At 42.4% G+C, this 22,733-nt stretch carries 25 protein-coding genes; 4 read left to right on the top strand and 21 right to left on the bottom strand.

Going from position 1 to position 22,733, the window contains the following annotated elements; all coding sequences use genetic code 11:
- Window positions 1-127: 127 nt before the first annotated feature.
- Complete coding sequence (gene vanZ, locus H0Z31_00930; protein ID MBO8176001.1) at window positions 128-580, top strand: VanZ family protein; 453 nt, start codon at window positions 128-130, stop codon at window positions 578-580.
- Between the two features lie 33 nt (window positions 581-613).
- Here the strand turns inward: vanZ and yidC are convergent, their stop codons facing one another.
- The 17 genes from yidC to H0Z31_00845 all read right to left on the bottom strand — a co-directional run bounded on the left by yidC (window position 614) and on the right by H0Z31_00845 (window position 15,689).
- On the bottom strand, window positions 614-1,381 hold the full coding sequence (gene yidC / locus H0Z31_00925; GenBank protein ID MBO8176000.1) for a membrane protein insertase YidC: 768 nt from the start codon (window positions 1,379-1,381) through the stop codon (window positions 614-616).
- Between the two features lie 22 nt (window positions 1,382-1,403).
- Window positions 1,404-1,682 carry a hypothetical protein gene (locus H0Z31_00920; protein MBO8175999.1) on the bottom strand — a complete coding sequence of 93 codons (279 nt, stop codon included), beginning with the start codon at window positions 1,680-1,682 and terminating at the stop codon, window positions 1,404-1,406.
- A gap of 132 nt (window positions 1,683-1,814) precedes the next feature.
- Complete coding sequence (gene spoIID / locus H0Z31_00915; protein MBO8175998.1) at window positions 1,815-2,831, bottom strand: stage II sporulation protein D; 1,017 nt, start codon at window positions 2,829-2,831, stop codon at window positions 1,815-1,817.
- Window positions 2,832-3,018: 187 nt separating this feature from the next.
- Complete coding sequence (gene murA, locus H0Z31_00910; protein ID MBO8175997.1) at window positions 3,019-4,320, bottom strand: UDP-N-acetylglucosamine 1-carboxyvinyltransferase; 1,302 nt, start codon at window positions 4,318-4,320, stop codon at window positions 3,019-3,021.
- A gap of 31 nt (window positions 4,321-4,351) precedes the next feature.
- On the bottom strand, window positions 4,352-5,089 hold the full coding sequence (locus H0Z31_00905; GenBank protein ID MBO8175996.1) for a YwmB family TATA-box binding protein: 738 nt from the start codon (window positions 5,087-5,089) through the stop codon (window positions 4,352-4,354).
- A 193-nt stretch (window positions 5,090-5,282) separates the two neighbouring features.
- Window positions 5,283-5,534 (bottom strand): DUF1146 domain-containing protein, encoded by a 252-nt coding sequence (locus tag H0Z31_00900; GenBank protein ID MBO8175995.1) that lies wholly within the window; start codon window positions 5,532-5,534, stop codon window positions 5,283-5,285.
- Between the two features lie 298 nt (window positions 5,535-5,832).
- On the bottom strand, window positions 5,833-7,296 hold the full coding sequence (locus H0Z31_00895; protein ID MBO8175994.1) for an NADH-quinone oxidoreductase subunit N: 1,464 nt from the start codon (window positions 7,294-7,296) through the stop codon (window positions 5,833-5,835).
- Window positions 7,297-7,344: 48 nt separating this feature from the next.
- Window positions 7,345-8,841: an NADH-quinone oxidoreductase subunit M gene (locus tag H0Z31_00890; protein ID MBO8175993.1), complete on the bottom strand. Its 1,497-nt coding sequence runs from the start codon at window positions 8,839-8,841 to the stop codon at window positions 7,345-7,347.
- Window position 8,842: 1 nt separating this feature from the next.
- Window positions 8,843-10,636 carry an NADH-quinone oxidoreductase subunit L gene (gene nuoL / locus H0Z31_00885; GenBank protein ID MBO8175992.1) on the bottom strand — a complete coding sequence of 598 codons (1,794 nt, stop codon included), beginning with the start codon at window positions 10,634-10,636 and terminating at the stop codon, window positions 8,843-8,845.
- A gap of 12 nt (window positions 10,637-10,648) precedes the next feature.
- Complete coding sequence (gene nuoK / locus H0Z31_00880) at window positions 10,649-10,963, bottom strand: NADH-quinone oxidoreductase subunit NuoK (protein ID MBO8175991.1); 315 nt, start codon at window positions 10,961-10,963, stop codon at window positions 10,649-10,651.
- Window positions 10,960-11,472: an NADH-quinone oxidoreductase subunit J gene (locus H0Z31_00875; GenBank protein MBO8175990.1), complete on the bottom strand. Its 513-nt coding sequence runs from the start codon at window positions 11,470-11,472 to the stop codon at window positions 10,960-10,962. The genes nuoK and H0Z31_00875 overlap by 4 nt, the downstream gene beginning before the upstream one ends.
- The gene (gene nuoI, locus H0Z31_00870) at window positions 11,469-11,888 is read right to left on the bottom strand and encodes an NADH-quinone oxidoreductase subunit NuoI (protein ID MBO8175989.1); all 420 of its coding nucleotides are present in this window, start codon (window positions 11,886-11,888) and stop codon (window positions 11,469-11,471) included. The genes H0Z31_00875 and nuoI overlap by 4 nt, the downstream gene beginning before the upstream one ends.
- Window positions 11,889-11,901: 13 nt before the next feature.
- Entirely contained in the window at window positions 11,902-12,897 is a 996-nt protein-coding gene (gene nuoH, locus H0Z31_00865) for an NADH-quinone oxidoreductase subunit NuoH (GenBank protein MBO8175988.1), read from the bottom strand.
- A complete protein-coding gene (locus H0Z31_00860; GenBank protein MBO8175987.1) occupies window positions 12,897-13,994 on the bottom strand; it encodes an NADH-quinone oxidoreductase subunit D in 1,098 nt (365 codons plus the stop codon). Before H0Z31_00860 ends, nuoH begins: the two co-directional genes overlap by 1 nt.
- A 3-nt stretch (window positions 13,995-13,997) precedes the next feature.
- Window positions 13,998-14,885 (bottom strand): NADH-quinone oxidoreductase subunit C, encoded by an 888-nt coding sequence (locus H0Z31_00855; protein ID MBO8175986.1) that lies wholly within the window; start codon window positions 14,883-14,885, stop codon window positions 13,998-14,000.
- Entirely contained in the window at window positions 14,821-15,333 is a 513-nt protein-coding gene (locus H0Z31_00850; protein ID MBO8175985.1) for an NADH-quinone oxidoreductase subunit B, read from the bottom strand. The genes H0Z31_00855 and H0Z31_00850 overlap by 65 nt, the downstream gene beginning before the upstream one ends.
- Complete coding sequence (locus H0Z31_00845) at window positions 15,324-15,689, bottom strand: NADH-quinone oxidoreductase subunit A (GenBank protein MBO8175984.1); 366 nt, start codon at window positions 15,687-15,689, stop codon at window positions 15,324-15,326. The genes H0Z31_00850 and H0Z31_00845 overlap by 10 nt, the downstream gene beginning before the upstream one ends.
- A 215-nt stretch (window positions 15,690-15,904) precedes the next feature.
- Here H0Z31_00845 and H0Z31_00840 point away from each other — a divergent pair, with 215 nt between their 5' ends.
- The 3 genes from H0Z31_00840 (at window position 15,905) to H0Z31_00830 (ending at window position 18,260) form a co-directional block, all read left to right on the top strand.
- Entirely contained in the window at window positions 15,905-16,459 is a 555-nt protein-coding gene (locus H0Z31_00840) for a hypothetical protein (GenBank protein ID MBO8175983.1), read from the top strand.
- A gap of 126 nt (window positions 16,460-16,585) precedes the next feature.
- Window positions 16,586-17,449: a hypothetical protein gene (locus tag H0Z31_00835; protein ID MBO8175982.1), complete on the top strand. Its 864-nt coding sequence runs from the start codon at window positions 16,586-16,588 to the stop codon at window positions 17,447-17,449.
- 160 nt (window positions 17,450-17,609) lie between these two features.
- Window positions 17,610-18,260, top strand: a complete 651-nt coding sequence (locus H0Z31_00830) for a DUF2642 domain-containing protein (GenBank protein MBO8175981.1) — start codon at window positions 17,610-17,612, stop codon at window positions 18,258-18,260.
- An 83-nt stretch (window positions 18,261-18,343) separates the two neighbouring features.
- On the opposite strand, the gene H0Z31_00825 is transcribed toward H0Z31_00830, so the two are convergent.
- The 4 genes from H0Z31_00825 to H0Z31_00810 all read right to left on the bottom strand — a co-directional run bounded on the left by H0Z31_00825 (window position 18,344) and on the right by H0Z31_00810 (window position 22,728).
- Window positions 18,344-18,748 carry a F0F1 ATP synthase subunit epsilon gene (locus H0Z31_00825; GenBank protein MBO8175980.1) on the bottom strand — a complete coding sequence of 135 codons (405 nt, stop codon included), beginning with the start codon at window positions 18,746-18,748 and terminating at the stop codon, window positions 18,344-18,346.
- Window positions 18,749-18,773: 25 nt separating this feature from the next.
- Window positions 18,774-20,195 (bottom strand): F0F1 ATP synthase subunit beta, encoded by a 1,422-nt coding sequence (atpD, locus tag H0Z31_00820; GenBank protein ID MBO8175979.1) that lies wholly within the window; start codon window positions 20,193-20,195, stop codon window positions 18,774-18,776.
- An 80-nt stretch (window positions 20,196-20,275) separates the two neighbouring features.
- Complete coding sequence (locus tag H0Z31_00815) at window positions 20,276-21,136, bottom strand: F0F1 ATP synthase subunit gamma (GenBank protein ID MBO8175978.1); 861 nt, start codon at window positions 21,134-21,136, stop codon at window positions 20,276-20,278.
- A gap of 83 nt (window positions 21,137-21,219) precedes the next feature.
- A complete protein-coding gene (locus H0Z31_00810; protein MBO8175977.1) occupies window positions 21,220-22,728 on the bottom strand; it encodes a F0F1 ATP synthase subunit alpha in 1,509 nt (502 codons plus the stop codon).
- Between the last annotated feature and the right edge of the window lie 5 nt (window positions 22,729-22,733).

Below are 22,733 nucleotides of genomic sequence, written 5' to 3'. Positions count from 1 at the left end.
TATATACCTGTTGAAAAAAATTTTTTTCTATTATTCTTTGTCAAAACTGTACGATTTATGTAAAAAGTTTTCTGAAGAAGACATGGTACAATAATATAACCATAGAGAAAGAAAAGGTGGATAGAAAATGAAACATTTCATTCGATTACTGTTTACGGTGGCTCCGTTCATCTATATGGGACTGATCTGGTACTTATCGAGCCATCCGGATGACAAGGTAATTGCCCTTGAAAATGAATGGCTTGATCGGTGGTTCAAAGAATCGCTTCATCTGGTTGAATTTGGACTTTTGTACCTCATGTTCATCGCAGCGTTACTAGTAAACCGTCGATTAACGGTAACAGCTCATATTTTGGCAGCTATCGTCGCCAGTTTTTACGGATTTATAGACGAAATCCATCAAGCGTTCGTCCCATACCGATCCGCGTCCATTATCGATGCCGCCAAAGACTTAACTGGCGTAGCCTTTAGTTTTTGGTTTGTCAGTCGTTTTTATTTTAAAAACCCACGTTCATGGTTCGGTAAGAAAATACAATCGTTTGCTAGTTGGATGGAAGAAAACAAAGAAAGGGTGACCTGAACAGGGGAAAGTTTGATCAGGTCACCCAATTTTTTATTGTACGTTTTCGGAACGATTCCTTGAAGTAAGAAACCACTTTTGGGCAATTAGTGTTTGGAAAATAAGAAATATCCCGCCCACCATCCAATATAAAGGTAACGCTGCTGGGGCTCCAATTGATATAAAGCCGATCATCAATGGTGAGATGAATCCGATAATCTTCATTTGGCTTTGCTGTTCCTTTGGAACATTTCTTAACGAAAGATGCATTTGCAAAAAATAAACGGCCGATGCGATGAAGGCTAACAATAGATCCGGAGAACCTAAATCAAACCATAAAAATGAGTGGGAAGCGATGTTCTCCGAATGTGAGATGGCGTAATACAATCCCATTAAAATGGGCATTTGAATCAACATCGGTAAGCAGCCAATCGATAACGGATTCACGCCGTGTTGTTGATACAATTGGACCGTTTTTAATTGGAGTTCTTTCTGTTTTTCTGGAGTCGTGGCCTTTTGCAATTCTTGTTGAATTTCCTCTAATTTCGGTTTAATCACATCTAACTTTTCTTTCATGAGCTTACTTTGTTTTTGCTGCTTTAGTGTCATCGGCATTAATAGAAAACGGATTATTACCGTAATCATGATAATCGCTAGCCCGTAATTGCCGTTGAATACGGTAGCCATTCCTTCAATGCCGACCGAAAAAGGATTGACAAATAGATTTAAGAACCAACTACCACTATTTTCACTGTCTATCATATTACAACCTGTTAACAGAGTAAGTGCGAACAGAAATGCTACAACGTTGAAGATTTTCATCGTTTTCCTCCTCATTTATGGATTAGTTAGCGAGAAGGAAAACGCAATCCGATTCATTATCCACTCCCTCTTTTTTCTTTACAGTTTGAACGAGAAAAGGGAGCATCCACCCAGATGGCCATACGAATTGTTCAAGAATTCGTCCGCTTCTCGTTTCTATGGTGATAGGCCAAGCGTCTGAGTGCACCTGAAACGAACTCGAAGATTTCCATATATGTAAAAGCCAGAATAAGCTAATCACGTAACACATGTGAATGGTTACCATTAATTCTGGAGCATCGAACAGAAACTCTATATTCAATCACGTTCACCTCGTTTGTATATACGAGATACAAGAGAAAAGGTTTCATTATGTTTTGCTTTTTAGTTTTTAGGGTAGAACCTTAAATTTAAAAAGCTGATTCTACACCCATGGTTAGAATCAGCTCGCTTTTTATTTCTTCGCCGTCATTTTCGTTTCGTACGAATCGGTAGAAGTGATTTCAACACCTTTGTAAAAATGTTTGACAATTTCTTCATACGTTTTCCCCTCTTTGGCCATGCCATTTGCTCCGTATTGACTCATGCCGACACCGTGTCCGTAACCTTTTGTCGTAATGACCATTTGGTCCCCTTTTCGAACCCATGTAAAATCAGATGATTTCAAATTTAACTTTTCCCGTACTTCGCGACCGGTAAATTCTTTTCCGTTAATAACGATTTTTCCAACCCGGTTTCCTTCTGTCCGTTCAATGACTTTTCCGACCGATCCGTCCGTTGGCAAGGTGACTCCTAACAATTTTTCAAACTGCTCCACCGGAATCGTTATTTTATCTATAAATTTTGGAGAGGTTTCATCCCATGGGCTTTCGACACTTTTTAAATACGGATATTCGTTTTCCCAGTAGTCTTCCGAGTTTTCTGTATATCCGTTACTCGTAGAGAAAAACGCGGCGGCAATCGGTTGTCCGTTATAGGTAATAATTTGCCCTTTTGTTTCCTCCACCGCTTGGGTGATTTTTTCGATTTTCCAGTCGTAGTCGTCTCCCCATATTTTTTTTAATTCATCTTTATTTTTGTAAACTTGGTGCATTTGTGTATCCGTGACGATGGCTCCGTTCGGTACGTCTTCGGTTGGATGAAGCAGTTGGTTGACGATATAGGTGCGCGCGGTTAAAGCTTGTGCTTTTAAAGCTTCTATTTCAAAATCGGCGGGCATTTCAGCTGCCACGACACCGACAAGATACTCTTCTAACGGTAAGTTTTCGACGAGACCTTTTTGGGAACGATAGACCGCCACTTCAATATCGTCTTCCGTTTCGGGTGTTTGAGCAGGTTGGTTCTCTGAATGCTCATCAAGCAGTTGTCCTACTTCTTTTGAGTCAAATGGAAGAACGACAAGCGCTGGGACACAAATGATTACAAAAATGAGTAGACTAATGATTATGATGATCGGTTTTACCTTTAACATGCTTGATGCCTCCAATTCTACAATTTTTCTGAAAAAACATTCACTCATTTCATATGTATGGGGTGGGACAGGCAATTATGATAAAAAAAGAAAAGACAGCCGCATCTTGTCGAAACAAGTCGGCTGTCTTTTCTACACATCTGTGTTTCCATATTAAAAAAATGGTCAGATATCAGACAAATCCATGTTACGCATTTAAATCCGTAACGATTTTTTCCACGACGATTTCTTCTTCTTTTACTCGCTCAATATCCGCACCAAGTGCTCTTAATTTTTCGTGGAAGTTCACGTATCCGCGATCTAAATGCTTGAGCTCCGTAACGCGCGTATATCCTTCCGCTGCTAAACCAGCGATAATTAGTGCAGCGGCTGCCCGTAAATCGGTTGCGGCCACTTCGGCTCCTTGTAACTTACAAGGTCCATCAATAATAACGCTTCGCCCTTCAATTTTCACTTGGGCATTCATTCGACGGAATTCTTCGACATGCATGAAACGATTTTCAAACACGGTTTCTGTAATAACGCTCGTTCCTTCTGCACATAATAACAATGCCATCATTTGGGATTGCATGTCAGTCGGAAAACCTGGATGAGGCATTGTCTTTACGTCAACAGGCTTTAATTTTTCTGGTCCGATGACGCGAATGCCTTCATCTTCTTCGATGACAGTTACACCCATTTCTTTTAATTTTGCAATAAGAGAGGATAAATGCTCAGGCACTGCTCCTTTGACAAGAACGTTTCCACGGGTGATGGCAGCAGCGACCATAAATGTTCCTGCTTCAATGCGGTCAGGAATGATACTATGCTCTGCCCCATAGAGCCGCTCGACTCCTTCAATCCGAATCGTTTCGGTACCGGCTCCTTTGACTTTGGCTCCCATTTTGTTCAAGAAGTTCGCTAAATCGACAATTTCTGGCTCTTTCGCACAGTTTTCGATAATGGTTGTTCCTTCTGCTAACGTAGCGGCCATCATAATGTTTTCTGTCGCCCCTACGCTTGGAAAATCTAGATATATTTTAGCGCCTTTTAGTTTACCTTGAACATTCGCTTCAATGAATCCATTACCAACTTTTACTTCGGCACCCATCGCCTCAAAGCCTTTTAAGTGCTGGTCAATTGGACGGGAACCGATCGCGCAACCACCAGGCAGTGCAACGCGAGCACTTCCTTTACGAGCGAGTAATGAACCCATCACAAGGACAGATGCACGCATTTTACGTACGAATTCAAAAGGTGCTTCAATTAATAACTCTCTTGATGCATCCACAATGATTTCATGATTCGAAAACGTTACGTCCGCATTTAAGCAACGTAACACTTCGTTAATCGTATATACATCGGAGAGAGTGGGTACATCACGGATTATACTTTTTCCTTCACTAGCTAATAATGTTGCAGCGATAACAGGCAATACGGCATTTTTCGCTCCTTCTACTTTTACGGTGCCGTTTAGCCTCTGTCCGCCGCGGACGATGATCTTTTCCAAAGTATTCCCCTCCGCGTCCATTTTCTCTATATTAATATTCAATCGTTAGAATGGGTGTGCCAATCACGAAGGTTGTTTCAACGCCCATTCCTTCTTGTCGTAACCCAATTTGTATATTCATATCGTTATTCGATGACGGTACTTGTTGTGAAAAGCGTTTGGAATAGGCCGATATGGATACAAATCGGTCTTCTTTTAATGATTCGGTTTCTTTTGCTTCTAATCGTTGTAGTATATGTGCAGCTTTTTCCTGTAACAAATGTGTGGCAGATGGAGAAAACGTTCCTTTGACATAAGAGAAAACGGTCACGTCATTACCAAATAATCTTTTGATGCAATTGTTCCAAGTCTTTTCAATGAACGACTTTGTTTCGTCTGTCCATTGTGTACCAATTAATTGGAACGTGACATACGAATAACGACGCCCATCGTGTTTTTTCGACAAGAGCTGCACAGACTCCTTCATTTGCTGATTGGTAAATGTACCAATCAATTTCCATTCATCTCCTGATTGTTCCCATTCCCAAGCCATTTCTGAAAATTGGTGCTGTACCGTTTCAGCCATCTCTTGAAAGTCATGTTTCGACAAAATGTCGACTTCTCTTCTGCTGTGTATTGACCATTCAGAAATGACACCTTGTTCAGCACGAACGGCTTGAACGATTTGGAACAAATCATCGTATTTTACTGCTGCTACAGTGCTATTCCCAATATAGAAGAGAATATAACCTAAAAAAAGTGCAAGCAAACCGAAACAATTACCTTTCATTCCGACTCCTCCCCTTTACACAACATTCTTTCCAAGATGGGAAGGAGCATACATGGTAATTGTCGTCAACGTTTGACATTGCGCTTATGTAGGGAAGTGAAAACTTTGCACTCACCCAAGTTAAAATAATAGCATGCAACTTACATGATAATCAACTTACTTCCAAATGAAAACATGTAAGAAGTCCTAAGTTTTATAAACTGTTCACAAATTGGACAAGGAAAGGTAGCTGTTGTGACCAAAGCAAATATTGAAGAAAAAAATTACTTACAGTAGAACCAATCGCAATCGTTAACAATATATATAACATTCGCGCTTGAAATACTCGATTTGACCGTAGAAAGCGCTCAAAATTCAACGCTTGTAAAGCATAAAAGGTGATCGCAATAAAAAACAGATGTGACATCATACTAAACAATGCTTGGTACCCATACGTCTCTAACATTCCGACCTTTCCTCCTTTCAAAAAATAACCAAATTACATTGTACCACAGCTTTGCTTTTCCAAAAGATTGAAAGTGATTTTATTTTTTTGGAACTTTATTCATATTCTATTACAAAAATATTTCTAAGTATGTTAGCGATTTTTCGCAGTAAAAAAACTGACTTTCGACATATGTAGCAGAAAGTCAGTTTTCTCATTTTTTTAGTTTTGTAAGGCCATCATATGCCTATCGGGGCAGCCTATGTGCAAATATTACACTTCTATGTGCCTTCTTGGGATCCATATGTGCCAAATCTCGCTAAAAAGCAATTGCTGACTGCCCCCAAATCATCGCAAGAAAACAAATGAAGATAGCGATTCTACTTCCCCACGATATCGCCAATGCTCCCGTTTGTTCAGATTTTCGAAAGTATAGCTGGACGAGTACTCCGAAGTAGTACACGAGTGACAGAACAGTGCTTAACCCCATAACGATCGCAACAACCGATAAGTTTCCTTCGGCGGTAAAGAGCGCAAGAAACAGTTCCACTTTTGCAATAAATCCGGCCGTGCCTGGAATGGCCGCAAGCGATAAAATAAAGAAGCTGAGCAAAACCGTAAGAACGGGTGCCCGCTCGTACAAGCCAGCCACCGTTTGTAGTTCCACCGACCCTTCTTTGGTTTCTAACAACTGCAAGATTGCAAATACACCAATGGTCATAAATGTATACACCGTTAAATAAAACCACATCGCTTCAAACGTAAACGGAGATAGCGCCGCAAAGCTAGCCAAGACATACCCACCGTGGGCAATACTCGAATAAGCTAACATCCGTTTTAAATGTAGTTGTCGCAATGCCATGATATGACCGATAATCATCGATACACAGGCAATCGTGACGACAAACGGTTGAATATACGATAAAAACCCTTCCGACATCATTCCTCCGATCGGAATATGGACAAAAATTGTCCAACAAATACGGGCTAACAAGACGAATCCGGCCATTTTGGAAATCGTATTTAAAAAGGCGGTAATCGGAAAAGAAGCACCTTCGTACACATCCGGTGTCCAAAGATGAAACGGAACAGACGATATTTTAAAACCAATTCCAACAAGCAGCATGAAAAATGATAGCGCGACGATAAAATGCGTTTCACCACTTAACACACCAGTTAGCAAAGCAGCTATTTCCTCTAAGTTTGTTGACCCAGTCATCCCGTATAAATAGCTAAAGGCAAATAAAATGAACGCTGAGGCAATTCCCCCGTTGACGAAAAACTTCCACCCTGCTTCGCACGCGCTTTGTTGATGTTTGCGAATAGCCACGAGAATATAGGCAGGAATGGCTAAAAGCTCCAAGCTCACGAACAAGGTAATAATGTCGCCACTGGATGCGAGCATCATCGCCCCGAGTAAAGCAACAAGCAATAAATAATAGTATTCACCAGTCACTTGAACTCGGTGTTTACCGTCTTTTTCTTCTAGCGTAAACAGGCAGATCAATACAGCCCCGATTAACATGACGAGTTTAAATAGTTTAGCAATGATGTCTAAACGGAACGTATCGTACAAAATCGTGCCTCCCGGTTCGTAAAGAAGTTGAAATAACGCAAATATCGCTCCAAGTATAGCAATGATTGTGATGGCCGGAAACAGAAATTTGTATTTTCGCTTGGATGTGAGTAAATCGATAATTGATAGTAAAATGGTCGCACCTAGAAGGATGAATTCAGGAATCATTAACTGCCACGGTAACGATCGAATGACGTCCCATTCCATGATGATCACCTCCTGTAAAGATTTATCATGAGTAATGGATATTTTCTTCTATAAAGAAGCAAGCAACTGTTGGATTGGATCATTAATCCATTGAAGAACAACCGCTGGGTAAACGCCTAATATGATGACAGCAACTGTTACGCTTCCTAAAGACAAAAGTTCTAAGCGGTTCATATCGCGGTAACGAGACTGATCAGTACTTTCATTATGAACAAATAGTATATGAACAATCGCCCGAATCATGTAGACCACTGTAAGTAAAATGCCACCAATCCCTAGAACACCAATCATTGGATAAGGATCGAAAACGCCGATAAACGTCATTAGCTCGCTTATAAACCCTGAAAGTCCAGGTAATCCGAGGGAAGCAAGTCCAGCAATGAAGAAGCAAGTCGCTAGCTTTGGCGTCGTTTTCATCAGACCGGACAATTGACGAAATGAAGTTCCTTTCTCTCTTTCTTCTAACACACCGATGATGAAAAAGAAGATCGCTGCAAGTAAACTGTGGGAAACGACTTGATACATCGCTCCTTGGAGTCCCGCTTCGTTGAAGGCACCGATTCCCATCAAAACGAGCCCCATATGAGAAATGGATGCATAGGCGAGCATTCGGCGCAGTTCGGTTTGAACAAGGGCGGCAAAAGCACCAAGCAGGAAGTTTACGACGCCCCATACGACAAGCACCAATTGAAGTGACGAAAAAGATGTTGGAAACAATTCTACACCGAAGCGGTAAAGGCCGTATGCCCCTATTTTTAATAGCACACCAGCATGAAGAATAACGACCGATGGCGGTGCTTCCACGTGAACGGAAAGGACCCACCGATGCAAGCCAACAATTGGCAGTTTCAATCCAAAAGCCAGAAAAATTGCTACTAGAAGCCAACCTGTCATTTTATCGGACACGTACGTTTCATCGCCTAAGAAAAATTGCAGTTCATCGAACCGGACCGTACCAGTTCCCGCAAATAACGCAACAACGACAAGTAACAAAAACGCCGAACCTAAACCGTTATAAATAAGAAAACGATACGCTGCCTTTTCCTTATCAAACCCGCCCCATTTGCCGATTAAGAAAAACGTTCCAACTAACGTGAATTCAAAAAACAGGAAGAACAACAGCGCATTATTGGCTAAAAAGACACCGAGCATACTCGTTTCTAACAGTAAGAATAGGAGGAAAAAGCCTTTTACTTCCGAACGGATAACCAAAGACGCAATCGCAGCAACAGCCGATAACAAAGCCGTTAGGGCGACCATGAGAAAAGAAATCCCGTCAAGCCCAAAGTCGAAACCGATACGATACACGCCTTCACCAAACAACGTCCACTTTCCTAGATTCAACCAAGGAATGGACACGTCCCACTGTGACCAAGCCGTCCCTTGCCCCCACCAAATCGGGAGAACCCCAATAAGCGGAAAAAATGCTGTACTCACTCCGATGATCCGAATGTGTCGCTTTTTGTCTTTCGGAACGAACAACAAGAGAAATAAACCTATCAAAGGGGAAAAGAGTATCCAAAACACCACCAATAAATGATTCATTTTACAGCCCCCCTATCCATAAATAAATCGCAAAAATAATCGTTCCTCCGACCCAGGCGACCGCCCCGTATGTTTGCACGTGCCCATTTTGCCAATGCGTAAAGCGATCTGATCCTTTTTCCACCCAAAACACGACACTAGAAACGATCCATTCGACAAACCCATCATCGAACCGTTGAACTATTTTTCCCTTCCAATCGACAATAGGAACCAGCCATTGTTCATACCATCGGTCCAGTAGATCTGTCCACGCCACGCCAACTACTTTAGCTCTTCTTCCATACAACCAGTACGCTAAGCCAATCCCCCCGAGTGAAAACATCGAGGCCACCCATGGGAGCCAGCTTGGTCCAGCGACACCTGCCGCTTCCCCTGTTAAAAACGCCGTAAACGGAGACCCTAGCCATCCGCTTCCGATGGCTAATACCGCTAACAACGCACTGGCCCACCCCATAACAGACGGTATTCTTCGAAGTGGAGCGGTCAGCCTTCCATCTCCTAAAAATGCGAGGAAAAAGAGGCGGAACATATAGAGAGACGTTAGTAAACTCGTTAATAACGCCAGAACGAACCAAATGTAGTCCCCGTGTTCCCACACCGTATGAAAAATGGCTTCTTTACTATAAAATCCGGACAACAACGGAACCCCACTTAATGCAAGCGCTCCAATCAGAAAGAGAATACCTGTCCCTTTTAGTGACGACCATAACCCGCCCATTTGCGACAGCTGTTGTGTTCCCGTGGCATGAATGAGCATCCCTGCCGCCAAAAACAATAAGGCTTTAAAAAATCCGTGGGTCGACAAATGAAACATCGCCGCCCCATAACCGACACTTCCAAGGGCAAGCATCATGTAGCCAAGTTGGCTAATCGTCGAATATGCGAGCACGCGTTTAACGTCCGTTTGTTTCCAAGCAAGCCACGCCCCATACAACAACGTAACCGTTCCAATCGTTCCAATGGTCGCCAACACGACAGTACTGCCGGTAAATACCGGGTAGAGCGCACTGACCATGTACACTCCAGCCGCTACCATCGTGGCAGCATGAATAAGTGCTGATACAGGAGTCGGTCCTGCCATGGCATCGGGAAGCCACGGATGCAACGGGAACTGTCCCGATTTTCCAATCGCCCCAAAAAAGAGGAGTAAGCCAATGACCGTGACCATAACGTCAGCAATCTGTCCTCCCTCCACCGCACGGAAAATGGCATCGTATTCAAAACTTCCGACATGTAGAAATAGAAGGACTAAGCCAACAAAGAACCCCACATCACCAATACGTGTCATGACAAACGCTTTTTTCGCTGCATGGCGAGCTTCTTCTTTTGTAAAATAAAAACCGATGAGTAAAAAGGAACCTAAGCCTACTAATTCCCAGAACACATAAAGCTGCAGCACGTTTGGCGACAAGACGAGGGCTAACATCGCGAAGGTAAAAAAGCTTAAATACGTAAAATATGTCCCTTGCCGATTATCACTTTTCATATAAGCAGTCGAATACCAATGGACGACACTACTAATAAACGAAACAAATAGTAACATCCAACTATTCAACGGGGTTACCGCAAATCCAGCTGTTACATCGAGTGCCCCAATGGAGAACCATTCCCACTGAACCGTTAACTCCTCACCTTGCCACACATTTGTAAAGATGATGGCAGCAAGAACGGTTGCTAGGACAGTACCCCCTGTTCCAATCCACCCGCTCCTTTTTCCTAGTTGTCTTTGAAAAAAGAATAGGAGAAGAAACGACAAAAACGGAACGAGTGGGACGATCCAGGCTAATTTCACCATAAACGATCCCTCCTATCCTTTTAACTGACGAAACGAATCAATCGAAATATTGTCCACATGACGGGACAACGCGATTAACAACGCTACCCCAACCGCTACTTCACAAGCGGCAATCGTCACCACAAACAGTGCAAAAACTTGTCCGCTTACAGAAGGAAAATAGCCAAAGCGGTTAAAAGCAATGAAATTCAGCACGACCCCATTGAGCATTAACTCGATACTCATCAACACAATTAAACTATTTTTCTTCGTTAATGCTCCAAATATGCCGATACAAAACAAAATGAGGGCAAGCGCTAAATAAGCCGTTAATGGAATTTCGTTCATCGTTCATTCCCCTCTTTTTTTGCTAAAATCACCGCACCAACTAACGATGCTAATAACACCACGGACGTTAATTCAAACGGAATGAAATATTTCGTAAACAATTCCTTGCCGATCGTAGCCACTGCATCTGGTGGTAACGTCAGCTCGCCAGCTATGGCTGGCAATTGGAGAATTCCAGCATAGACCATCACACCAAATCCAATCGTGCTTAGCGTAACGAGGACATACCGTAACGATGTTCGGGTAAACACTGGTTCTTCTTCTTTGTCTTTTGAGAGCATTAAACCGAATAGCAGCATAATGGTAACGGCCCCTGAATAGAGCAAAATTTGTACTACAGCCATAAATTCAGCAGATAAAAACACGTAAATTCCCGCTAGTGAGACAAACGTTAACACGAGGGACATCATCATATGAACCACTTTTCGAAGAAGAAGGAGCATAACGCCCCCAGCAATCGTTCCTCCGGCGAGAACGACAAACAGGATCCAAGCTCCGCTGATCGTCATGTTTTGTTCTCCTCTCGCACATTCGTATCGTTTTCATCCAGCCATTTCATATCTTTAAACAATTCGTCCCGGCTATACGCGGCAAGTTCAAAGTTGTTCGTCATGACGATTGCTTCTGTCGGACACACTTCTGTACATAAATCACATAAGATACAAATCTCGAAATTGATGTTATACGTATCTATAATTTTCCCTTTTTTATTCGGGTCGGGATGCGGCTTTCCGGTCAGTTGAATACAGTCTGTGGGACAAATAAGCGCGCACTGATTACAAACGATACATTTTTCCGGATAAAATTTTTGAATGCCACGAAATCGGTCCGGAAGCTCCATTGGTTCATTCGGATAATCGTACGTCACTTTCTTTTTGGTTATGTTTTTTAACGTATATTTAAAACCTTTCGTCCACCCTAACAAGACGTTCCCTCCTTTACACGAACGGCTGGATGAGCGCGGTAATGATTAAATTAAATAAGGCGACAGGTAAAAGAACCTTCCAACCAAATTCCATTAATTGATCTATGCGAACCCGCGGTAACGTGACACGAATCCAAATCAACACAAAAACAATAGCTGAAAACTTGATTGCAAACGTAAGCGGTGCTGGTAAAAAACTAAGGAACGGAAACGGCTGCCACCCACCGAAAAAGAGAATGGTCATGATAGAAGCCATCGCAAACAAGTACACATATTCAGCGAGCATAAAAAACGCCCAACGAAAGCCGGAATATTCCACATGGTAGCCCGCTACTAATTCCGACTCGGCCTCTGGTAAGTCAAAAGGCGTCCGATTTAACTCAGCAAGCGAAGAAATGAGAAAGACAGCAAACGCGATCGGTTGCAGAAAAATAAACCAAACTGACTTTTGAGCTTCCACAATCTCAATAAGGTTTAACGAACCGGTTAATAAAATAATGCCCACCACACTTGTCACAAGAGGAATTTCATACGAAATCATTTGAGCCGCAGCTCGCATGCCCCCAAGCAACGCATATTTATTGTTGGATGCCCAACCTCCGAGTAATATACCAACGGTTGAGAGTCCTGAAACGGCGATGTAATACAGTAAACCTATCCCGACATCGGCAAAATGGAGGTGCTCCGTAAACGGAAGGACCGCTAATACTAAAAATGCCGGCGTAAAGGTGAGAACCGGGGCTAATATAAACATTGGCTTATCTGCTACTTTCGGAATAACGTCTTCCTTCATTAAAAGCTTCAGCACATCGGCGACGGTTTGCAATAGGCCAAAGCGGCCGCCAACCACATTCGGGCCGTGACGAAGCTGCATAAATCCCATTACTTTTCGTTCAGCTAAAATGGCATAAGTGACAAATCCAAGTACGGCAAACAAAAGCCCGATGCCGATGGAAAGAAAAATAAAAAACGTGCCCCATCCAGGTGTTTGTGTCAACAACTCGCCCACTACCCATCCACCTCCCCTAGCACGATGTCAATCGCTCCTAAAATCGCCACTAAATTGGCGATATTTTCGCCTTTCAATAAATTTGGAAGAATCTGCAAGTTGTAAAAGGATGGGCGGCGGAATTTAAGGCGATATGGTTCTTTTTTCCCTTCACTCGCAATATAACATCCAAGCTCACCACGTGGAGATTCGATTCTTACATACGTTTCTCCCTTTGGCGGTTTAATCACCCGCGGAACTTTCGCCATAAACGGTCCTTTCTGTGGGAATTGGTCGATGGCTTGTTCGACGATTTTAATCGATTCCTCAATTTCGGCCATTCGGCAACGATAACGTGCCCAACAATCGCCTCCTTCTTGTACGGGCACCTCAAACTGAAAGCGGTCGTAGATTGAATACGGATGGTCTTTTCGTACATCTCGTTTCACTCCGGTACAGCGCAAGTTCGCTCCAGATAAGGAATAAGTCAGTGCCTCTTTCTTGGTGTATGTCCCGATTCCTATTACACGCTTCATAAAAATTTCGTTACCAGAAACAAGCTCATGGTAGCCTTTTACTTGTTCTTTTAAATATGGTAAAATCTCTTTTACTTTGTCGATCCATCCTTCAGGAGCATCCCATTTGACCCCGCCGACACGCATGTAATTAAACGTAAGGCGAGCGCCGGATAATTCCGTTAATAAATTTAAAATCATTTCCCTTTCCCGGAACGCATATAAAAATGGACTGACCGCCCCGATATCGAGTAAATACGTCCCCCACCAAACGAGATGACTCGCAATCCGTCCGAGTTCCATCGCAATGACCCGGAGGTACTCAGCTTTTTCCGGAATTTCTAACCCCATCATCGTTTCTACCGCATGACAAAGGACATAATTGTTCGTCATCGCTGATAAATAATCCATTCTGTCGGTGTAAGGGATGATTTGTGTATATTGGAGCCCTTCGGCAATTTTTTCTGTCCCTCGATGTAAGTAACCAATGACTGGTTTCGCTTCTTGTATGATTTCTCCATCAATTTTAATAATGAGTCGAAAAACGCCGTGCGTGCTCGGGTGCTGTGGTCCGACGTTTAATAGCATTTCTTCTGTTCGCATCCATTACACCTCCCCGTCATACGGTTTGTAATCTTTTCGTAACGGATAACCGACCCAATCTTCTCCGAGAAATAGTCGGCGTAAATTCGGATGTCCTTCAAAACGAATCCCGAGTAAGTCATACGCTTCGCATTCCGGCCATTCTGCTCCTTTCCAAATCGAAGTAACCGACCGAATGACCGGATTGTCCCGCTCAAGTTTCACTTTTACACTCAAAGGGGTTAAATGTTCGCTCGATTCGAGGTATAAAAAGAGCTCCATATGGGATTCGTAATCGGTGCCGTGTAGTTCCCCTAGACGATTGAATTGAAGTTCTGGATGATAATACAGCACGTGACAGACGTCAAAATACGCCGGTTTGTCCACTTCAATAACAGGTAAGTCGTTGGCTAACCGGTTAATGGTTGCATCGATGATGGTGTACTCCCCAACTTGTTCATTTACAATATCCACGACTTTATCTAGGAACGGTTGGTTTGGAGATGAAGGAGCGAGTGGTTCTTCAGCTTCTTTTTGTTCAGCGAGCTTCTTCATTTTTGCCGCCGCTTTCGCCTTGGCTGCAGCAATCGCTTTCTTTTTGGCCTCATCTATGTCGTTGGAATCGTCGTCACCCAATGAGGTTGAACTTGCCTCGGATAGCTCTTTTTTCGCTCGTGCGTCCGCCTTTGCTTTCGGAGCTGCCGTAGCTTTAGCTTTTGCCAATGCTTGAGCTTTGGCCTTAGCAGCAGCGGCGGCTTTCGCTTTCGCTAATCGGAATTGTTCCTCTTCATCTTCTTTGGAAGGTTTCGCATCTTGTTCTACTTGACTTTTTTCATCTGCCATCGGCTTAGCGAACCCTCCTTCCTGTTTTTGCTTCTTCACGGATTTTATCTTGAAGCTTATTGATTCCATAAATTAACGCAGCAGGGTTCGGTGGACATCCTGGAATATACACATCGACCGGAACGATTTGGTCGACTCCTTTGACGACCGAATAAGAGTGAATATACGGTCCACCAGCGGTTGCACACGATCCCATAGCAATGACCCACTTCGGTTCAGGCATTTGGTCATATAGTCTTTTTAAGACCGGTGCCATTTTTTTCGTGACCGTACCGGAAACAATCATCACATCGGATTGTCGTGGAGAAGTTCTAAAAAAGGAGCCAAAGCGGTCTAAGTCATAATGGGACGACCCAGAGGTCATCATTTCAATGGCACAACACGCTAATCCAAATGTGAGTGGCCAAATTGAATTGCCCCTCGCCCACGCTTTTAATTGCTCTAATGTGGTGAAAAAAACGGTTCGTTTCACTTCTTCCATTTCATTGTCATAGACGTGGTTTTGATTTACATCCATTTCAACACCTTCTTTTTCCAAGCGTATAGTAATCCGATGAGCAGCATAACGAGAAAAATGACCATTTCAATGAGAGCAAAGATGCCTAACTCATCATAAGCAACCGCCCAAGGGTACAAAAATACCGTTTCCACATCAAAAATGACAAATAATAATGCAATCATGTAATACCGTACATGAAACGGTACATGCGCTTCATGAAACGGCTCGATGCCACTTTCATATGAGGTGGTTTTTTTCTCATTTGGAGCATGCGGCCGTAACCATTTCCCAATTGTTAACGCGACGATGGGCAGTATCATGCCAATTAAAAGAAAGGCAGTGACAATTAAATAGCTATTTACATACTCGTTCATTGTTTATTGGCTTGACCTCCTTTCCATACGTACAAGCCATATTTCAATACCATGTATATGTCTTTAACTAACGCGTTATCACTTCGATTTCCTAATTCTAACTTCCTAGACATTGTCCTTATTTTTACTTTTAGGGAATTTCCCTAGTACCTAGCTCACGCATTACACATATACATATAGTGAATATACAATATAAAGAAAGGAGTCTATATATCTTGAACAGTGAATCGCTATTACCTTATCAAGGGAAAGTCGTCAAAATTAATCGCGGGGGGCCGGAGGCAAAGGAAGGGCTACTTCTTGAAGTGAGCTCAGATTATTTAACATTGTTAACGAAAGACGAGGGGCTCATCTATTATTCGAACGCTCATATCAAAAGCGTGACCAGTAATACAAAATCTATGGAAGATTGGGACCTTGAAATTCCAGAAGATTTTACGTTTAAACGGGGTTCATCTTTTGTGGATCTTGTTAATAATCTGAAACACATGTGGGTAAAAATCAATCGCGGGGGGCCAGAAGCAGTCGAAGGAGTTTTAGAAGGCGCAGATAACAACTTTGTTACAATTATTAACAATGAGCAAGTGATTAATATGTCGACGTTCCATATTAAGAGTATAAGCTACGGCTTAAAACTTGAGTCGACAGAAGAAGAAAATAACAATGACAACAACGATAGCTCAAACGACAATGTGAAAGTTTCCTCCAATAATCGTAAAAAAATGTCAAATAAACAAAAAGTGGCCGAAATTATTGAGGACTTAACGTAAGCTCAAACGAATCAAATCCATTTGTATTAAACGAGTGCCACACTGGTAAACTTATTAGCCAACAAATACAAAAAAGGAAGTGTTATAATCTTCTTTTTGTAGTTTTTCTGGGGAGGTAGACCATTTATGAATGATTTTATTGAAGCTCTCCAATCGCTAATCGGCTACTGGATCGATATTTATTCACGCGATCATAAATGGATTCGCGGAAAATTAGTTGATGTGAAACATGATCATCTTGTTTTAGAAGATGAATATGGTCATGTACTTTACGTCAACCTTCTATTAATTGAAGGTGTATCTAACCAATCGACGCAAATCCAACCGGAAAAGTTCGATTGCGATTATATTAATGAAAAAGCTCTTCATCAATTGTTGGATCAATTTAAACATCGCTGGGTGACTATAAATTGCCATAACGACCAATCTTATCGAGGGATTTTAAGTCGAGTGTTTGAAGATTATCTTGTGCTCATTAATGCCGATCAAATTTATCGAATCAAAAATGAGGCAATCTCTAACTTCTTTCAAGGAGATTTTCAACTTCCATCTACTAATAATTCCTCAAACGAAGAAAATAACAATGATTCATCTGAAGCTTCCACAGGCTTTACTTCATCCACTCAAAATTATTTGACAACGACACAGCAACATGATTTCCCTTCTGACGACGAAAAAGCCGACGACTTTACCCGTTTAATAGATGAAGTTGAAGCAACTGATAACCATCATAATAAGATAAACAATGAAGGTGAACAATCGAATACAACTGTTACTGAGACAGTTACTTCCTTCCAAGATAACGAAACATCGATTCCCTACGGTCTTTTCGTCGATCATGAAGAATATGATGATGAAGATGAAGAGAAACCTTCACTATACGTTCGTTATGTAGATGATGATGTTCAACATTTGGAACAACAATACTATGCGTTAATGAAATACACTGAAAAAATGTATCACTATTACAGAAACAAACAAGAAAACTAATCTAATAGGTAGTAAAAAGTGCAGAATGTTTTGATGACTTGCTACCTATTTTACCTGTTTCCTTCGCACTTTGAGTGCTTAGACATAGTAAGGGGACGATTTTTTTTAGAGGTAATATACAAACATTTTCGTTGGAAAGAAGGTGTGCGCACATTTCACCATGAACAAGGATGCGATTGATCAATATATTAGTATAGAACTTTCCGGAAAAAAACTGTTAAATGGGAAAGTCATAGATGTCGGTTCAGACTTACTCGTTCTATATAAACACTATGAATACTTGTATATACCGTTTTCTCATATCCAACATTACAAATTTCCTGTTAACAACGAAGAAGACCCAGAACCAATAGAAGAATGGATTCCAGAGGAAGATTTGTCACTTCGGAAAGTCTTAACGAACGCAAGGGGACGTTTTTCCGAAATATATGTAACCGGCAACCAACCACTACATGGCTACATTACACAGATCATGAACGACTATTTTGTTTTTTATTCGCCTGTTTTTAAAAATACGCTCGTTTCTATTCACCATTTAAAATGGGTCATTCCGTATACGGACCAAAGAAGGCCGTACGGACTAGATGATCAAAACCTTCCAGTCATGCCTTCCAATGTCTCTTTTTCACGAACGTTCGACGTGCAATTGAAAAAATATTTGGGGAAACTCATTGTTTGTAATTTAGGAGATAAAGAACATTATATCGGTACGTTAAAGGCAAAGACAAATCATTTTGTCGTTTTACAAAACGCTCGTTGTGAAGACATTTACTTACAGTTATCTCATATTAAAACCGTTCACTTGGCGTAAAATAAGTGGTGATGATTCGTTCCCTTATTGTTCTCATACAAAAGTAAAAAAGAGCCGACCCAGAAGAGTCAGCTCTTTTTTCATTATATTCTGCCTTCGTATACGTTGATACGGTTCATCGCACGTTTTAGGGCAAGCTCTGCACGTTTGAAATCAATGTCTTCTTGTTTTGCTTGTAAGCGGCGTTCCGCCCGTTCTTTCGCCGCTTTTGCACGTTCAACATCGATTTCGGATGCTTTTTCGGCTGCTTGCGCTAAAATCGTTACTTTATCAGGACGCACTTCTAAAAATCCACCGCTAACGGCTACAAGCTCAGTGTTTCCGCCTTTTTTCAGACGTACCGCACCGATCTGTAGCGGGGCCACCATTGGAATATGGCCTGGTAAAATTCCTAGCTCACCGCTTTGAGCTTTTGCACTTACCATTTCCACATCTGATTCATACACTGGGCCATCCGGAGTTACGATACTGACAGTTAACGTCTTCATTTTTTATCCTCCTGGTCCCTTGTTATTATACCTCTACACCCATTTGTTTCGCTTTCTCAATAACATCCTCAATTGGACCTACGAGACGGAACGCATCCTCTGGGATATGGTCGTATTTACCTTCGAGGATTTCTTTAAATCCACGAACTGTTTCCTTAACCGGAACATAAGAACCTGGTTGACCAGTGAATTGTTCAGCTACGTGGAAGTTTTGTGATAAGAAGAATTGGATACGGCGAGCACGATGTACGACAAGCTTATCTTCATCAGAAAGCTCATCCATACCAAGGATCGCAATGATATCTTGTAATTCTTTATAACGTTGTAATGTTTGTTGTACTTGACGTGCTACCCGGTAGTGCTCTTCACCAACGATTTCCGGTGCTAGTGCACGAGAAGTTGATGCAAGAGGGTCTACCGCAGGGTAAATACCCATCTCAGAAAGTTTACGCTCTAAGTTTGTAGTTGCATCTAAGTGTGCGAACGTAGTCGCTGGTGCTGGGTCTGTATAGTCGTCCGCTGGTACGTAAATTGCTTGGATAGACGTTACGGAACCAACGTTTGTAGATGTGATACGTTCTTGCAATTGACCCATCTCTGTTGCAAGCGTTGGTTGGTAACCTACCGCAGATGGCATACGTCCAAGTAGGGCGGAAACCTCAGAACCTGCTTGCGTGAAACGGAAGATGTTGTCGATAAAGAATAATACGTCTTGTCCTTGTTCATCACGGAAGTATTCTGCCATTGTAAGACCTGTTAACGCAACGCGCATACGTGCTCCAGGCGGCTCGTTCATCTGACCGAATACCATCGCTGTTTTACCGATAACGCCGGAATCTTTCATTTCATGGTAAAGGTCATTACCTTCACGAGTACGCTCACCTACACCAGCGAATACAGAGATACCACCGTGCTCTTGAGCGATGTTGTTAATAAGCTCCTGGATAAGAACCGTTTTACCTACTCCTGCACCACCAAATAGACCGATCTTACCACCTTTGATGTATGGTGCTAGAAGGTCAACGACTTTAATACCAGTTTCTAAAATTTCTACTTCTGTAGAAAGTTCCTCAAACTTTGGAGCTGGTTTGTGGATCGCATCACGACGAGCATCCGCAGGAATTTCTCCTTCTAAGTCGATTGGTTCACCAAGTACGTTGAACACACGACCAAGCGTAACGTCCCCAACTGGTACAGAGATTGGCGCACCTGTATCTACAACTTCCATACCACGTTGTAGCCCGTCAGTAGACGACATCGCAATTGTACGAACAGTATCATCACCTAAGTGAAGGGCAACTTCTAACGTTAAGTCAATGTCGACTTCGCTTTCTGTTTGCGCTTTATACTCAATCTTTAACGCGTTATAAATATCAGGAAGCTGTCCGTTTTCAAACTTTACGTCAACAACCGGACCCATGACTTGAAGAACGCGTCCTTTGTTCATCTTTTTCCCTCCTAACATGCTTTTGACGACAATCGATCATTCAGGGAGCTACAGCAGCAAAGCTACTGCAGCTAAAATATTTACTCAAGAGCCGCCGCACCGCCGACGATCTCTGTAATTTCTTGCGTAATGGATGCTTGACGTTCACGGTTATATTGAAGCGTAAGCGTGTTAATAAGCTCTTTCGCATTGTCCGTCGCATTTTTCATCGCTGTCATCCGAGCAGCGTGTTCACTTGCTTTTGCATCAAGAAGCGCTCCGTAAATTAAGCTTTCTGCATATTGAGGAAGTAACGTGACTAAAATTTCCTCTGCAGACGGTTCAAACTCGTACGAAATAAGCTTGTTGTTATTAGCCGCTAAGTCTGTTAATGGAAGCAACTTTTTCTCTGTTACATCTTGTTGGATCGCGCTGACATAATGATTGTAATACATGTACAGCTCATCGAACGTTCCATCGGCAAACATGTTCACCGCTTTGCCCGCAATCGCTTTAATATCAGCAAAAGACGGTTGATCTGGTAAACCGGTAATATCTAATACCACGTTCATGCCGCGCTTTTTGAAAAAGTCACGTCCAATACGACCGATTGCAATAATCGCATACTCGTCTTGAGAAGTATGGCGTTCTTGAATGGTACGGTACACTTGACGCAATACATTGCTGTTGTACGCTCCTGCCAATCCACGGTCAGACGTAATGACTAAATAACCGGTTTTCTTTACAGGGCGTGTTACGAGCATCGGATGCGTCACATCGTTGCTACCAAGAGCGATGCTGGCTACAACTTCTTGTATTTTTTCCATGTAAGGTACGAACGATTTCGCGTTCAATTCCGCACGGTTTAATTTAGAAGCTGAAACCATCTCCATCGCTTTTGTAATTTGGCTCGTCTTCTTCGTCGAGTTAATGCGACCTTTAATTTCGCGTAACGATGCCACTGGTTCTCACCACCCTCGTTTTAAGATTGTTAGACCGATTGACCGAAACGCGACCCCTCCAACGACCGGAGAGGCTGCGTCAATTATTCAGATTTAACGAACGTTTTCTTGAATTCGTTGATGGCTGCAGCCATATCATCATCCGCAGGAAGATCGCCAGTTTCGCGGATGTGGTCTAACAGGTGAGTATGATTATGATCTAACCAGCTTAAGAATTCGTCTTCGAAGCGACGGATATCTTCCACTGGAATATCATCTAGGAATCCACGAGTTAACGCGTAAATAATCATTACTTGCTTTTCTACTTTTAACGGTTTGTGAAGATCTTGTTTAAGAACTTCAACTGTACGAGCACCGCGAGCAAGTTTTGCTTGTGTCGCTTTATCTAAGTCAGAACCGAATTGAGCAAACGCTTCAAGCTCACGATATGACGCTAAGTCAAGACGGAGCGTACCTGCTACTTTCTTCATCGCTTTAATTTGTGCCGCACCACCTACGCGGGATACAGAAAGACCTGCGTTGATTGCTGGGCGTACACCAGAGAAGAAGAGGTCAGATTGTAAGAAGATTTGTCCGTCTGTAATAGAGATAACGTTTGTCGGAATGTAAGCAGAAATGTCACCAGCTTGTGTTTCAACGAATGGTAACGCTGTTAAAGAACCTGCACCTTTTGCATCGCTTAATTTCGCTGCACGCTCTAATAAGCGAGAGTGTAAGTAGAATACGTCACCTGGGTAAGCTTCACGGCCTGGTGGACGACGTAATAATAGAGAAAGCTCACGATAGGCAGCTGCTTGCTTAGAAAGGTCGTCGTATACAACAAGCACGTGTTTACCGTTGTACATGAAGTATTCACCCATTGTTACACCAGCGTAAGGAGCTAAGAATAACAATGGAGCTGGTTGAGAAGCAGATGCCGTTACAACGATTGTGTAATCAAGCGCACCGTGCTTACGAAGTGTTTCAACTGCTGTACGAACAGTGGATTCTTTTTGTCCAATCGCTACATAGATACAGATCATGTTTTGATCTTTTTGGTTAAGAATGGTGTCGATCGCTACAGATGTTTTACCTGTTTGACGGTCACCGATAATTAACTCACGTTGACCACGACCAATTGGGACAAGCGCGTCGATCGCTTTAATACCTGTTTGAAGTGGCTCATGGACAGATTTACGATCCATTACGCCAGGTGCTGGGCTTTCGATTGGACGAGTTTTTGTGGTGTTGATTGGACCAAGTCCGTCAACTGGTTGTCCAAGAGGGTTTACTACGCGTCCAATTAACTCTTCCCCTACTGGAACTTCCATGATACGTCCTGTACGACGTACTTCGTCCCCTTCACGAATGCCTGTATATGGTCCAAGAATTACGATACCAACGTTGTTTTCTTCTAGGTTTTGGGCCATACCCATTACACCGTTAGAGAATTCAACAAGTTCCCCTGCCATGACGTTGTCAAGGCCGTGTGCACGAGCAATACCGTCACCGATTTGGATAACTGTTCCAACATCGCTAACTTTCATTTCTGCCTGATAGTTTTCAATTTGTTTCTTTATCAGCGCGCTAATTTCTTCAGCTTTGATGCTCATGAATT

The sequence above is a fragment of the Bacillus sp. (in: firmicutes) genome, assembly GCA_017656295.1.
Classification (GTDB): Bacteria; Bacillota; Bacilli; order Bacillales; family JACDOC01; genus JACDOC01.
The sequence above is the reverse complement of the archived record's forward strand: the minus strand, read 5'-3'. Positions and strand labels throughout refer to the sequence as shown.